Origin of the sequence: Nocardia sp. CA-135398 (assembly GCF_050955845.1) — a bacterium.
In the GTDB taxonomy this organism is placed as follows: Bacteria; Actinomycetota; Actinomycetes; order Mycobacteriales; family Mycobacteriaceae; genus Nocardia.
In genome coordinates this window covers 5,052,054-5,065,767 of record NZ_CP192084.1, presented here as the reverse complement: position 1 = coordinate 5,065,767, position 13,714 = coordinate 5,052,054, and the positions used below count along the sequence as shown (strand labels likewise).

Genomic DNA, 13,714 nt, shown 5'->3' with positions numbered 1-13,714 from the left:
CGCGTGGCGTCGAATTATTGGGAGATCCGACCTAGCGGCGCACCTTGAAACACAGGTGTAGCACCCGGTCTCCTTGGATGACCACGTGCGGATCCTCCAGCAGACACTGCCCATCGATGCTGCCGAAGTAGCGTTTGCCCGACCCGAAAACCACCGGCACCACATCCATCGCCACCTCGTCCACGAGTCCGGCCGCGAGAATCTGGCTGCCGACTTCGCCAGCGTTCACACTGACGATTCGTTCTCCGGCCAGCTCCTGGGCTTTGTCGATAGCCGCCTTCACATCGTCGACGAAATGGTATGAGGCCTCTGGATGCCAGCCCTCGGGCTTGGGCCGGTGCGACACCACGACCACATGCTCGCCTGCGGGCGGCCGACCCTCCCAACCGTTCACCAGATCGAACAGGCGGCGGCCCATGACGATCGCACCGATCGACGCCCACATCGGCCGGACGTACGCCGCCGATGCCCGCGAGACCCGGAAGCCGCGTCCGACTCCGGAATGATCGAACAGCTGATCATCACCTTCGGTGATCGGGGTGTCCCCGCTGAAGTACCACTCATGAAGTGGTCCGACATCGTCGTCCTCGTCGGCGATGAAACCGTCCACCGACACCACGTTGTGCATGAGCACCGTGCCCACAGATCCTCCTCGACTCTTCTTGCGGATTCGCCCCGATCTTTCCAATCCGTGCGGGACCGGTCTTGTAAAAAATCACTCGGCGGGCATCGGACCGTTGTCCGGCGGAAATCCCTGCTCGGCGGGGAGCCGGCGCCGCAGGGCCAGGTACTCCGTCGGGGTGTGGCCGGTGAAATCCTTGAACTCCCTGCCGAAGTGGGCCTGGTCGAAATAGCCTGCGGTGTGGGCGAATTCCGACCAGTCGACCGGGCGTAGCGTGTCCACCGACAGGATCACCCGCGCGAAGCGGTAGATACGGGCCACCCGCTTCGGGGTGACCCCGACATGCGATTTGAACTGGGTGGCCAGATGGTTGACGCTCACCCCGGCCGCATCGATCAGCGCACCGACCGGGACCGAACCGTGCGAGGTCGCCAAATGCCCGCCGGTGTGCTGAACCAGTTCGAGCCCGCGTGACGTTGCCCGGGTAAGTCGCGATCGCAGCTCCTCCTCCACGGCCCGCAGTGCCTCGCTGGCTGACGCCATGTCGCCGACCTGATTGCGAATCCGGTCCGAGAACCCTTGCCACACGGCATCAGCCGACACCCATCGGTCTCGCAGCTCGATCGCCGGGATGTCGACGAAGGGTGAAAGCCCCCAGGGCTTGAAGTGCACCCCGACCATCCGCACCCACGTGGGGTACTCGACGAGGAAACGCCTGGTCCATACACCCATGAACCAGCTATCGGTCAACAGCGCCGACGGCACCGAAGGAACGGAATCCCAAACGCGGACAGGTCCGGCCAGGTTGACGAACAGATGTGCCGACGGCATCGGCGGGACGTTCATCCGGCGGTGCCGTGGTGCCCCGGTCAGGCAGTAGATGTCGTCGATGAACTGGTCGAGTGGCGGAGCGGGCACCTGGGCGACGTAGCGCATGGACCAAGTGTCGCCGACGAGGGTTCGTCATCGAAGCCGCTCGGCAAGTCAGGGCGAAAGGGGCGCCGGCTCGGCGCTTATCCACGGTGCGGCTTTCGGTGGACGGTAACGCGGCCACCCTGCTACCGGGCGAGGCGATAATCTGCATCCCATGATCACGTAACCAGAGTGCGGAGCCAGCCAAGACGGAGACCATGAATGCCCGAGACCATCAGCCCGTTTCGTATCGACATCCCCCAAAGTCAACTCGACGACCTGCGCCTGCGCTTGACACGAACTCGGTGGCCGGAGCGGCAACCGGTTCCGGACTGGTCCCAGGGCATTCCGCTGGACGCTATGACCGACCTGTGCCGACATTGGCAGGAAGAATACGACTGGCGTACCACCGAACGGCGACTCAACAATATCCCCCAATTCCGTACCACCATCGACGGCCTGCCGATCCACTTCTTACACGTACGCTCTTCCCGTTCCGAAGCCACGCCGGTGGTGCTCACCCACGGCTGGCCCGGTTCCTTCCTGGAATTCGAGAAAGTCATTCCGCTGCTCACCGAACCACCCAACGGCGGTTCGGCGTTCCACGTCGTCATCCCGTCGTTGCCCGGATACGCTTTCAGCGGTAAGCCCACAGCCTCCGGCTGGGGCATCGAGCGCATTGCCCGAGCCTGGTGCGAATTGATGGCTCGTTTGGGCTATCCGCGCTTCCTCGCCGCCGGCAGCGATTGGGGCACCAGCATTTCCACTACGATCGCACTTCAGCAACCAAACCGGTTGATCGGCCTGCACCTCGTACCGCCGCTCGCTCCACCCGATCACAACGCGACCCCCACCGACGCCGAACGAGTGTCACTCGCAGATCTGGAAGAACGCACCAGCACCGGGTCTGGTTACTCGGCCATGCACAGCACCCGACCACAAACAGTGGGGTACGGGCTGACCGACTCACCGGCCGGCCTCGCCGCATGGATCGCCGAAAAGCTATGCACATGGACCGACGATCCCGGCCTGACCCGCGACCAGATACTCGACAATGTCACTCTCTACTGGCTCACCGGCACCAGTACATCCTCGATTCGGTTGTACTGGGAGAGTATCGCCGAAGTCAGCCGGTGGTTCACCGAATCTGTCGGCGACACGATCGGCGTGCCAACCGGCTGCAGCGTCTACCCCAAAGAGGTGCCTCGCCCTTCACGCCGCTGGGCGGCCCGTCGATTCACCAACATTGTGCATTGGAGCGAACCCGCCCACGCCGGCCACTTCGCCGCATGGGAACGACCCGAACTTTTCGTCAGGGACCTACGCGCAACCGGCGACGCCATCCGCGCCGCCGAGGGACGCCACACGATGAGCATCTGACCCAAAGGGAGCTACCCGGTCACAGAAACGCGGCCACAAAGACCGCCGCAAACGGCCCAAGATCAGAACGCCGGCGGCATGATGAATCATCAAGCAGCAGTTGGTAATCCAGAGCGCCGCAGCATCTTTCGAATGGAGATCCGACCTAGCGACGCACCTTCGCGTTCGCTGTGCGCGTCGACAATACCGATGTTTGTGCTCTACCTATTCGATGAAGATCAGGTTGTCGGTCTAACCATTGGTCGATGAAGTCGGGGCTGGAGACTTCAGCGCAATGCCGCTCGGGGATTTCACTGCGATTCCGAACGCTGAAAATGCCTGCTGTGCCAGCCGCTACTTCCATCATGTGCCCTGAATCGAAAGGACAAAACGTCATATGGTCGGACGCAGAACAGTTCGAGGGTTTGTCGTCGCATCATCGGCCGCAGCGGCCATCATCGCCGTCCCCGCGCTGGCCGAGGCCACCATCATTCCGCCCAGCAGCGCAACCCTGACGATCGCGGGCGACACGGTAACCGCGACATTGCGCCAGATCAGTACCGATCTCGCCGACGGCACGGTGCAGTGCACTCTGATGATCGACGGTGACCCACAGCAGAATTCGCTGTCGACGCGCGAGCCCGCCCCAGCGGACTTCAGGCTCAACCGAGCTGTCACCGCGGGCGACCATCTCGCCATCACCTATTGCGCCGACTTCCCTGCAGGCTCCGATACGCCCAGCTCGTACCCAACGCTGGCCTGCGCCAAAGTCACCGTCCCCGCCGGAACAGTCGAATCCCTGCCGAACGACCGCTGCTTCCTGCCCAACTGACGACCACCGCGCATCGACCCGAAACCCTTTCCGGACGAAGGGGTTTCGGGCCGTCGAAGAACCGACTCTGGGCGTCACCGTGAGATATCGCCCGCCGGGCGGTCATCGTCTCCGATCTGTGTCGGCCCACCGACCGGCCCGCTGCGGATCTGCTTGCCGAGCTGGCTCCTCGATGCGCTCGACTATTACGCCGACCTCTATCGGTCGCAGAGTGAAGCTCTGGCACAACGACTTTCCGACCTCGAGGCAATTCTGTCCGATTGCCGGATCGTCGAGGTGACCCGGCGATTCGTGCGCTTCCACCAAACCCTTTACTCGCACAGATACGACGATCTGGCCGGTGGCTATGCGATCTGAAACGATTGAGCGCCGGGCCGACGTCCCGACCGCGCCCGGCCGGGTGCCCGTGCTCGGACACTTACCCGCTGTGTCGCGGCGGCCGCTGGTCTTCGTCCGGGAATGCGGCGCGCTCGCACCGATGACGCGGGTGTACCTGGGTCCCCTGGCTGCATATCTGGTGAGCAACCGGATCTCGTTCGCGCGGTGACGGTTTCGGAAACCTCGGCCTTCGTCAAGGGCGTGCACTACGTGAAACTCGCCGGACTCCTCGGGGATTCGCTATCCACGCTCAGCGGTCCGATACACCGGGAGCGCAGACGCCCCGTGCAGGCGGCATTTCAGCACCGGCTGGTCGACCGGCAGGGCGCCATGATGCAGCAAGCGACGCAGCGGCTGATCGCCGACTGGCGCCCGGGGGATCTGATCGATGCACCCGTGGAGCGACTGAACTCATCACTCGTCGACAGTAAGTGAGATCGACTTCTCAGAGGAAGCTTCCGCCGCCGTTCACCGCTACCGTCTGACCGGTGAGGAAACCGTTGCCGATCATCATCAGGACCGCCTGACCGATCTCGTCGGGTGTGCCGATGCGGCCGACCGGCAGCCGGTCGGCGACACCCGATTCCTTCAGTGGCACAGCCATTTCCGTGTCGATGAGCCCAGGTTCGATGGCATTGACCGTGATCCCGTCGGCGGCAAGGCGCGCCGCGTAGCCGCGTGTCAGCCCTTCCAGACCCGCTTTGGACGCGTTGTAATGCACACCGATGCCGCCCGCACCCCGAGCCGCTATGGACGAGACGTTCACAATCCGTCCCCAGCCTCGTTTCCGCATCCCGGGGAGTACGGCTTGGGTGCACAGGAACGCTGACTTCAAATTGACCGCCAGCGTCTGGTCGAAGTCCTCTTCGGTGATGTCGTCCACGCCGCGGATAGTGGCGATACCGGCATTGTTCACCAGTACGTCGACAGGACCGAGCTCGGACTCCACCCGCTCGGTCATCGCCTCCACCTCGGCCCGCACGGCAACATCGGCCCGCACCGCGATCGCTGCGCCTCCAGCCCGTTCGATTTCGGCGACCGTTGCGGCTGCCTCGTCCTGTCGATTGCGATAGTTGACGGCAACCGCCGCTCCAGCACCGGCCAGTGCCTGCGCGACGGCCCGACCGATGCCGCGGGATCCGCCGGTGACCAGAGCTACACGGTTGACGAGTACGTTGCGTTCGTCCATGACAGCGAACATAAGCCTTGGAGTGCGCTCTAGGTCAAGGGTTCGGAACCTGTTCGCTCTGACGGCGCGTGACGGTGGCGTTCGCCGGTCCCGGGGGTCGGTCAGCCTGTGCGGTCGTAGACCAAGGCGATCTCGCCGAGGTCCCCTGTATCCTGTTGTGCGAGATGCCATTTCGAGGCGGGGAGACCGTCGTCGAAGAGGCGTTGTCCGCCTCCGGTGATTTCGGGGCAGATGATGAGATAGAGCCGGTCCAGCAGGTCCGCCGCAAGGAGCGGTTTGGAGCCATTTCGCGTAGCCACGGTCATGTGGATCGGCATTCTCGTCCTGAGCGACCGTCGGCCAGAATCCAAGGAGTCCTTGGGCATTCAGTCGGCCGAGCAAGGCCGTGGTCGCGTTCTCCCAGATCCGGCTCACGTGGTTTCGTGCCACGTCGCCGCTCATGGCCTCGGCGGATGGGTGATCGGAGGTCGGCCCAACTAACGTCCGGCGAGTTCGGCGACGACCGGTGCGAACCTTTCGGCGAAGTCGGCGCCGAAGACGAAGTAGGAGAAGCCGATCTCCTCGCGTCGCCGCTGGATTTCCTCCGCGGCTGCTGCTGGGTCGTCCGGGAGGACGGTCACCGCATCCGCAGCGCGCAGTGCGGCGGGGTCGGTGTCGGGAGGTGCCATGTGCGGTGCGACGGAGTCGCCGATTACCGGTACGGCGAGTGCGAGTTCGACATCCCCGCGGGCGCGGACGTCCTCGGCAAGCCGTGTGACCTCAGCCCGGGGCTGGGCTCCCAGCGCGAAGGTGACCGTGTCCGCGACTTCGGCCGCCAGTGCCCGCGCCTTCGGTCCCTGTACGGCAATCGCGACGGGCGTATGACGATCGGGGCCGTCGAAGCCGCGCAGCTTCTCGACGGTCTCGCGCACCTGGGCCAGGCGCTCCTTCGGTGGCACGACGGGCATGCCCTTGTCGCGCAGCTCATCTTCGATTCCCGGCCTGCCGGTACCGATGCCCATCTCGAAACGGCCGTCGGTCAGTAGCGAAAGCGAATGCGACTCCCACGCCGTCAACCAGGCCGGACGCAACGGAGAAGCGTACACCCAGGTGCCCACGCGCAGGTCGGTCATGGTCGCGACGGCGGCCAGCATGGGAGCGGGCGCCGGTTGCGTGAGCGGGAAGTCGGGCACCAGAAATGTCGAGTACCCGCTGTCGGCGATGCGGTGCACGCGATCTCGCCACGTCGGCAGGTCGGTTCTGAGCGGGGCAACGACCCCGAATCGAAAAGGTCTCGTCATGGCTGAGCTCCTGTCTGTCGGCCTATCCAGACGAATCGACGACGGATCTCCCCGAAATTCATCGGTGCAACCGAAATCGTGGATGTGCTGAGTACGGTCTGGAGATCATTTCGTCATAGGTAGTTGCGGCGCATCGGTGTTTCCTGTGCGCCTTCCGGCTGGCGCAGTCGATGGCGTCCAGGCATCGCAGAGACCTACGGGCTACCGATGCCATCGACCTACTTACACGATGATGCTTGTGCTGATCGGCTGGAGGTCGAGCATCGGCGCTCGTCCGGGAACTGTCCGAAGTACCACCGCGACGAGCAGCGCGGACCGGGCTGGCCCCCCGAAAGGCTTGCCCGAGCCCCGCTGCCGAACTCGCACGCATGCTCAGTAGCCAGAAATGAAGCCAGCAGTTTTGACATCCAGGGAGAGGGATGGTGACGGGTCCTATTCCACACCACCAATCGCCGGTCGATCCCGACGATCGACGGGTTGCGTTGTTCAGTCCGGAATTCGCCGCGGATCCACACGAATTCTACCGGCAGATGCGCCGGCGCTATGGTGCGCTGGTACCTGTCTATCTGGCTCCCGGGGTGCCCGCCACCCTGGTGATCGGGTATCGCACCGCGATACGAATCCTGCACGACCCGGAGCGCTTTCCGGCCGATCCCCGAGCTTGGCAGAAAACGATCCCAGCCGAGTGTCCGGTGCTTCCGGTCCTGGAATGGCGGCCGAACGCGTTGCGCAGCAGCGGAATGGAGCATGCGCGTTACCGACAGGCCAATACGGCGAGCATCGACGAACTCGATCTACACGCACTGCACGCCACGGTTGAGCGCCTCGCCGCCCCGCTTATCGACAGTTTCCCCGATACAGGCACGGTCGAATTGGTCGACGAGTACGCCTTTCCGCTCGCCTTCGCGGTCGTCAACGCAATGATCGGCTGCCCGCCCGAGATCGGGCACGAGGTGGCGGCCGGTATCGCGGCGCTGTTCGACGGTATCGACGCCGAACAGGGCAATGTGATACTTGCCGAGGCCCTTTCGCGGTTGATCGAACTCAAGCGAGCCGAACCGGGTGACGACATCGCCACTCGATTACTCCACCATCCCAGCAAGCTCGACGATGTGGAGTTGATCCACCAGCTCGTGGTTCTCTATGGCGCGGGGATCGAGCCGCAGCAGAATCTGATCGTCAATACGTTGCTCCTGATGCTCACCGACGACCGATTCGGCGGCGATATACTGAGCGGCAGCCTGTCCACCCGCGATGCGCTCGACGAAGTCTTGTTCACCGATCCGCCGATGGCGAACTTCTGCGTCACCTACCCGCGCCAGCCGATTCTGATCGATGACGTCTGGCTTCCCGCCCATCAACCGGTCGTGATCAGCATGGCCGGTTGCAATAATGATCCCGCGATCAGCGCCGGTGAACACACCGGCAACCGTTCACATTTGGCGTGGAGCGCCGGACCACACTCCTGCCCCGCCCGCACCGCGGCCTACCTGATCGCCCAAGACGCTATCGACCAACTCCTCGACGCCCTGCCCGGAATGCGGCTGGCTGTTCCGGCCGAAAAGCTGACCTGGCGACCGGGTCCCTTCCATCGAGCGTTGTCGGCTCTACCGGTCGTTTTTCCTAGGTAGGTGTGGCACCGGACGCACCTCGATGGCGCTGCGGCTACCGAGTTCGACGGTGATTCGAGCATGTCCGCTCGCGTCGGCGGTCACCTCCGACTCCATCGCACCGTGGGTCAGATAGCGGCCACGGGGCGTGAGCTGATCAAGCAGCAGTGTGAAGCGGCCCGATCCATGACCGGGGTGCAGGACCGCGTCCAGCCCATATCCGTCCGAAACTGCCTTTGCCACAAGGACATTCGGATGTGGTAGGTCGAAGATGCGGGGACCGGCGGACCATTGTGGTGGTCGTGGGCGCGACATCATATCGGTCAATGCGTACGCACGGCCGAGTCCGCCGAGACCCAACATGCCATTGGCGTGCAGGGAGGCGGCGTCGAAGCTCCACACGCCTGCCTGGTTCTCGTCTTCGACGAATCTCAGCTGCTCGGTGGCCGCGCTCCAGAGTTCGGCGCACCAATCGGATTCGCCGCATTCCTGTGCGAGCAGCATTGCCGCGGCGAATGATTCGGCATTGGTCGGTGCCTGCGAGCCCCAGTCCGCGACGATCGGAGATTCGGCTCCGCCGGATCCGAGCTGACGGAAACGGTCGGTGGTCAGCCACTCGCGCAGCAGTATTTCCCATGCGCGCCATGCGAGATCGGGCAGCAGCGGTGCGACGAATGCCGCGACCGACGCGGTGGTCGCGGGTCCTCGGAATGCGCGTGCGGTGAAGCCGAGTCCGGAGGCGATGAATGCGACGATATCGCCGTCCGCGGCGGTGAATTCGGCATCGAGACCGTGTTGGAAGCGGCGGGCGATATCGGCGGCATGGCCGGTTCCGGCCAGCGCGTCGACTATGGCGACGCCCGCCGTGCTCACCGCGTTGCAGTACGGGAATATCAGTCCATGCTTACGGCCGCGACCCACCGGAAGCGGTTCGCACGGCCATAGGCACAGCTCACCGCCGAAGTTTCGAATCACGATGTCGTTGACGGTTCGGTGGTCGTAGGCGAATTGTTCGGTGGGTGACCAGGAAAAGTTCAGTGAGTCAGGCGTGTCGAAGCGAGGGTCACCGGTCGCCTGCCGGAACATGGCCAGCTGCAGATTGAGGTAGCCGGTGAACATGATGTTCTGCGGCACGTCGATCGGATTCGCGCGTCGCGCGCGAAAATCCCAGTTGCCCAACAGATTCTGGTGAAACCAGTATCCCCAGACAGCCTTGTCCTGCATTCGTGTGAGCACGTCGAGTTGCGCGCGGTGCAGCGGTCCACGCAATGCGGGCGCGTGTGCGTAACCGTACATCGCCAGCGCCCAGCCGAGGGCGTTGAGCTGATAGCGGTACTGCTGCAATGGGCCCGCACCCTCGGCGTCGAAACTGTCCCAGCTGTCGAGCGGTTGCGTGGCGATGCTCATCAGATAGCGCAGCAATCGCAGCTGATCGGCGTCGGCCTCGGTCACCTCAGGAGTGCCCGTCCGGTGGTCGAGTGGCATCGGATTCGTCCGTGCCGGACGCCTCCGCTCGGCCAGGTAGTTTTCCCGTTCGATCCCGAGTCGACGGGCGGCGCGGTGGCGGATGCGCTCGCGAATCAATACGAACGCCGAAAGTCCCACGGCGACAACGGGAGCACCCCACCACACCCAGGTCATCGGTCCCGGCATGTCATCGTGGACCTGCGCCAGTGCCGCGGAAGCCGCAGCGGCGCCGAGCACGATCGCGGGTAGGGTCACATGGTCCGACCGCGCCACCGAGCGGAAGGCGAACGCCCAGCCCGCTGCTGCCAGGACGCCGATGAACGCGGCTATATGACCAGCCGCCACCACGACCGTCGGCACGGCGACGACCGCGATGGCCAACAACGGCGCGACTACCCCTGCGATCAGCAGGCCGCGGCCGCGCCGTACCGCCGAACCCGCGAGTGCGATCTCGGCCCAGATCACCACGGCATGGCCGACGACGACCGTGGTGGCGAAGGAGTGGTCCAGCGGCGGCATCGCATACAGCAAACCGGCGCCCGGGATGATGAGTCCGGCGCCGAAGGCCCGCCACGCATCGGATAGTCCGAGGGTCTGGGGAATAGCCGCCGCGGCACCCCAGATGAGCGCGGTGACTGCGAGCGTGCACCGCAACCATCGGGTGGTCGCGGGCCCGCGTAGGCGGATATTCGATGCGGACTCCCGAACCGGTGCGGCTGTGCTCATGACAACTCCTGTGTTGTGTGCGCCGCCGATGACCGGGTGGGCACGAAAGGGACTGTCGTATCCGATGACTCGACAAGATGACCGGAAACGGCAACTTCGAGGGGGTGACGATTCGGCCGTCGGACTCGACGACGGGCCCGAAGGGAGTGATAGATACGCACACCGCGCGGCCCGAACACCACGAGCCCGGCGAGTAGGACACAGCACACCATGGCTCGTCGACCTCCAATCCGCGGAACTCCAGAATCGGCGAATAAGTAGGCTGGCGGCATCGGTGATCAGGTGGATACCGGCGTTTTTGTTTCCTAGTGACGAAATGGAAGTTATCTAGGTAGCGTTTGCTAATAGGTAGTCGCGAGCATCGACCACCTATGCAGTGATATCCGCAATGCGGAATTCTATGGTTTCCGTCGGGGTGTGGATTGTGGCGAATACGGGGGCCGGTTCGATACGGCATTCTCGCGCGACCGGCACAGCTGAGCGCCTAGCCTGATCGCGGCGGAGCCGATCAGGCTACCGCTGTCTTCGCTGCTGAGGTCGGCGGGCCGCCGCCTGCGCGACCTGTTCCCGGGTATCGGTGGGAACGAGGGTGATGATATCGGCTCGGGAGTTTATCATCAGTTTGCCGAAGATCGAAGCGATTTGGGCGTCGACGGTTTTGAACGAGCTGCCGCGGCTGGCCGCGATCGCGGTGTTGGTCCAGCCCGCCGCGGCGAGTACGGCGACTTCGCGTTCGGCGGTTGACAACTCGCTCCATTTGGACGGGCGGTGTTGTCGCACCGGGTGGTCGACTGCCAGCTTGTTCAATGACAAGGCGCCCAGAGCCAGTCGAGCCACCTCATCGAATTCGGGGCGAAGCATCGAGCCTTCTTGCTCCGCGGCGGCGAAAGCCTTGTGTCCGAGCACATCTCGTGCGGTCGCGATCGCATTGTCGGTTTCGGTCGCGAATGGTCCGAGGTTGGCGATGTTCACGCCGAGGCGCTGGCGAAACGTGCGGACACCACCGATGAGGTTGGCTATCTCGGTCGCCGAGCTGAGTACCGAATCGGGTTGGGTGGCGTGCTCGACGCGCGCGTCGGCGATCAATCGTGCCAGCGTCCACGTCCGGATATGTACCGACCAGATCGCTCCCCACTGGTCCCGCATCGACAGTTGGCTGGTCAGCGCGGTGCGTCCGACGGCCAATGCCTCGTGGGGATCACCGTGTTTGGTCAGCGCGATCGCCCAGGCGAGTTCGGCCCAGGACTGTGCCCATCGGGCGCCCGATCGGGTGGCAAGGTCGAGATAGGCCTGTGCGATCTGCAATGCCTGTGCGGCCGTGCCGAGCAGTCCGGCCGCCAGGGCCTGGAACAACTCACTCATGGCAGCGGCGCCGCGATCGCCGAAGTCGAGGAATCGTTCGCGTGCGCGTGCCAGCACCGCCACCGAGCGTGGATCGCTGGCGAAGAGCAGTTCGGTGCCCCGAGCGAAGTCGACAGGTGCCGGTAGTCCGAGATCGGTCGTCGGATCATTTCGCCAATTCGCGCCGACTTCCGCGTCCGGGATGCAGGCGGCGACGCATTCGTCGAGTATCCGTGCGGCATCGTCGTGTACGCCCTGGCACATGGTGACCCATGCGGTCAGCGCCATCGAGGAGGTTTGCAGTTCGATCGGTTGCGGATCGAGACTTCGGGTGGCGTCCAGGGTGCGCATGGCCCAGCGACGGGACTCGCGCAGGGAACCCATGAAGAACGGAAGCCGCAGGGCGATCAACCCGGTCGCGATCTCCAGTCCGATCGCGGACTCCCCGGGTGTGGTGAGGCTGCTGTCCATCGCGGTGAGCAGGTTGTCCCATGCCGCGCGCGCCCAGTCCAGCAGTTCTTGCTCGGCCGGACCGAACCAATCCGCCCCGGCGTGAACGGCCTTGTCCCGGTAGTAGCGACGGTGCCTGGCCGACAACCGTTCCCACTCCGCACCCGCCGACCGCTCGCGTAGCCGCCGCTGCGCGAAGACCCGCAGGCTCTCCAATAGTGAATACCGGACGGTGTTCGGCGTCAGGTGCATCGTGACCAGCGATTGGTCCACCAGGCGTTCCAACAGGCCCTCGATCTCCTCGCGAGCGATGCCCGCGCCGTCATCGTCGGCGCACACTGCCTCGATCGCTTCGAGTTCGGCGCCCACATCGCGCGCGGATGGGCCGTGGACGTCGTCGGGATTGGTGTCATAGCCGGCGGCGAAGACCGACATCCGCTCGAAAAGCAGCCGTTCGTCGTCCTGGCAGAGGTTGTACGACCAGGCGATGACATCGTGGATGCGCCAATGCCTTTGGTCGGCGCCGACCCTTGGACCATGCGACCAGCGCAGCCGCCGGTCCCCGTCCTGGCCGCTGAGATCGCGCAGGATCATCGGCAATGGTTGGCGCATCAGCCGGGCCGCGGCGAGCCTGATGTAGAGAGGATGGTTGTGCACGTGCCAGCAGATCGAACCGGCGATCGCGGCATCGTCATCGCCCGCGATGGGGTGGCCGGTCAGCTCCGCTCGTGCGCGGAACAAGGCGAGCGCCTGTTCGTGTGACAGCGCTGGGACGGGCACCAATTGCTCGTCGACCCAGCCGATCGCCTCGCGGCTGGTGGCAAGCACGGTCAACCCGGGTACCGCGTCCAGCAAGGCGGCGATCACCTGACCGACGCCGTCCAGGACGTGCTCGCAATTGTCCATCACCAGAATCGTCTGCAGGTTACGGCTGGCGCCGTCGGTTCTGGTGAACGTATCGATGAGGGCATCCCAGGTCGATCGGTTCGAGAAGTCGACGTCGATGATCGAGTGCGCGAGTTCGTCCTCGACCGCCGTCGCGTCCGAACCCGCCGGGAGTCGGGCCAGCCGCACGCAGTGGATCGGCACCCGACGAGCCTTGTGATAGCGGTGGACGGCCTCGGTCGCCAACCGCGTCTTACCGATTCCGCCCGTCCCGATCAAGGTGATCAACCGCGTCGATGACAGGAACAGCGACGCGATCCTTTCCAGCTCGCGTTCTCGTCCTACGAAATCACTGGTCGTCGCTGGAAGGGAACCGATGCTGGGAGGACGTGGTGCTGACACATCGAGCAGGGTAGTCGGCCAATCGGTGATGTGGCGATTGAATTGCCTACCTACCGAGAGTCTGCCGATGCGCGAAATCTACCTATTCGTCGATGATTGCCATACCCGGAGATGAATCGCCCTCGGATGGATTCGGCGTGCGCCGAGCACATATTTCGGAATGACGGATGTCCATGAGAATTGATGTCGCAATTTCGCAATATCTGTCTTCAACCTGCCGCGGATGGCGACCATCGCCTCCGCGAGACTCGGCCAACCATG

General features: G+C 64.2%; 13 protein-coding genes. 6 read left to right on the top strand and 7 right to left on the bottom strand.

The features are described from left to right. Nucleotides 1-31: 31 nt before the first annotated feature. The gene (locus ACQP1T_RS22220; protein WP_433754961.1) at nt 32-643 is read right to left on the bottom strand and encodes a dihydrofolate reductase family protein; all 612 of its coding nucleotides are present in this window, start codon (nt 641-643) and stop codon (nt 32-34) included. Nucleotides 644-715: 72 nt separating this feature from the next. Continuing rightward, nucleotides 716-1,558, bottom strand: a complete 843-nt coding sequence (locus ACQP1T_RS22215) for a helix-turn-helix domain-containing protein (RefSeq protein WP_433754960.1) — start codon at nt 1,556-1,558, stop codon at nt 716-718. A gap of 210 nt (nt 1,559-1,768) precedes the next feature. On the opposite strand from ACQP1T_RS22215, the gene ACQP1T_RS22210 reads away from it, so the two are divergent. The 5 genes from ACQP1T_RS22210 to ACQP1T_RS22190 all read left to right on the top strand — a co-directional run bounded on the left by ACQP1T_RS22210 (nt 1,769) and on the right by ACQP1T_RS22190 (nt 4,538). Further along, a complete protein-coding gene (locus ACQP1T_RS22210) occupies nt 1,769-2,914 on the top strand; it encodes an epoxide hydrolase family protein (RefSeq protein WP_433762309.1) in 1,146 nt (381 codons plus the stop codon). A 376-nt stretch (nt 2,915-3,290) separates the two neighbouring features. Then, a complete protein-coding gene (locus ACQP1T_RS22205; RefSeq protein WP_433754959.1) occupies nt 3,291-3,725 on the top strand; it encodes a hypothetical protein in 435 nt (144 codons plus the stop codon). Between the two features lie 153 nt (nt 3,726-3,878). Then, nucleotides 3,879-4,082 carry a hypothetical protein gene (locus ACQP1T_RS22200; RefSeq protein ID WP_433754958.1) on the top strand — a complete coding sequence of 68 codons (204 nt, stop codon included), beginning with the start codon at nt 3,879-3,881 and terminating at the stop codon, nt 4,080-4,082. Continuing rightward, nucleotides 4,066-4,272: a hypothetical protein gene (locus ACQP1T_RS22195; protein WP_433754957.1), complete on the top strand. Its 207-nt coding sequence runs from the start codon at nt 4,066-4,068 to the stop codon at nt 4,270-4,272. Before ACQP1T_RS22200 ends, ACQP1T_RS22195 begins: the two co-directional genes overlap by 17 nt. Further along, a complete protein-coding gene (locus ACQP1T_RS22190) occupies nt 4,269-4,538 on the top strand; it encodes a hypothetical protein (protein WP_433754956.1) in 270 nt (89 codons plus the stop codon). Before ACQP1T_RS22195 ends, ACQP1T_RS22190 begins: the two co-directional genes overlap by 4 nt. Before the next feature lie 10 nt (nt 4,539-4,548). Here ACQP1T_RS22190 and ACQP1T_RS22185 read toward each other — a convergent pair whose 3' ends face one another. The 3 genes from ACQP1T_RS22185 to ACQP1T_RS22175 all read right to left on the bottom strand — a co-directional run bounded on the left by ACQP1T_RS22185 (nt 4,549) and on the right by ACQP1T_RS22175 (nt 6,572). Continuing rightward, nucleotides 4,549-5,292, bottom strand: a complete 744-nt coding sequence (locus ACQP1T_RS22185) for an SDR family NAD(P)-dependent oxidoreductase (protein ID WP_433754955.1) — start codon at nt 5,290-5,292, stop codon at nt 4,549-4,551. Nucleotides 5,293-5,393: 101 nt separating this feature from the next. Beyond that, nucleotides 5,394-5,597, bottom strand: a complete 204-nt coding sequence (locus ACQP1T_RS22180) for a hypothetical protein (RefSeq protein WP_433754954.1) — start codon at nt 5,595-5,597, stop codon at nt 5,394-5,396. A gap of 171 nt (nt 5,598-5,768) precedes the next feature. Continuing rightward, the gene (locus ACQP1T_RS22175) at nt 5,769-6,572 is read right to left on the bottom strand and encodes an LLM class flavin-dependent oxidoreductase (RefSeq protein ID WP_433754953.1); all 804 of its coding nucleotides are present in this window, start codon (nt 6,570-6,572) and stop codon (nt 5,769-5,771) included. Nucleotides 6,573-6,991: 419 nt separating this feature from the next. Here ACQP1T_RS22175 and ACQP1T_RS22170 point away from each other — a divergent pair, with 419 nt between their 5' ends. Continuing rightward, a complete protein-coding gene (locus tag ACQP1T_RS22170; RefSeq protein ID WP_433754952.1) occupies nt 6,992-8,203 on the top strand; it encodes a cytochrome P450 in 1,212 nt (403 codons plus the stop codon). On the opposite strand, the gene ACQP1T_RS22165 is transcribed toward ACQP1T_RS22170, so the two are convergent. Further along, nucleotides 8,180-10,375 carry a hypothetical protein gene (locus ACQP1T_RS22165; protein WP_433754951.1) on the bottom strand — a complete coding sequence of 732 codons (2,196 nt, stop codon included), beginning with the start codon at nt 10,373-10,375 and terminating at the stop codon, nt 8,180-8,182. The two genes, ACQP1T_RS22170 and ACQP1T_RS22165, sit on opposite strands and share 24 nt — an antisense overlap. 513 nt (nt 10,376-10,888) lie before the next feature. Beyond that, the gene (locus ACQP1T_RS22160; protein ID WP_433754950.1) at nt 10,889-13,453 is read right to left on the bottom strand and encodes a helix-turn-helix transcriptional regulator; all 2,565 of its coding nucleotides are present in this window, start codon (nt 13,451-13,453) and stop codon (nt 10,889-10,891) included. Nucleotides 13,454-13,714 lie beyond the last annotated feature (261 nt).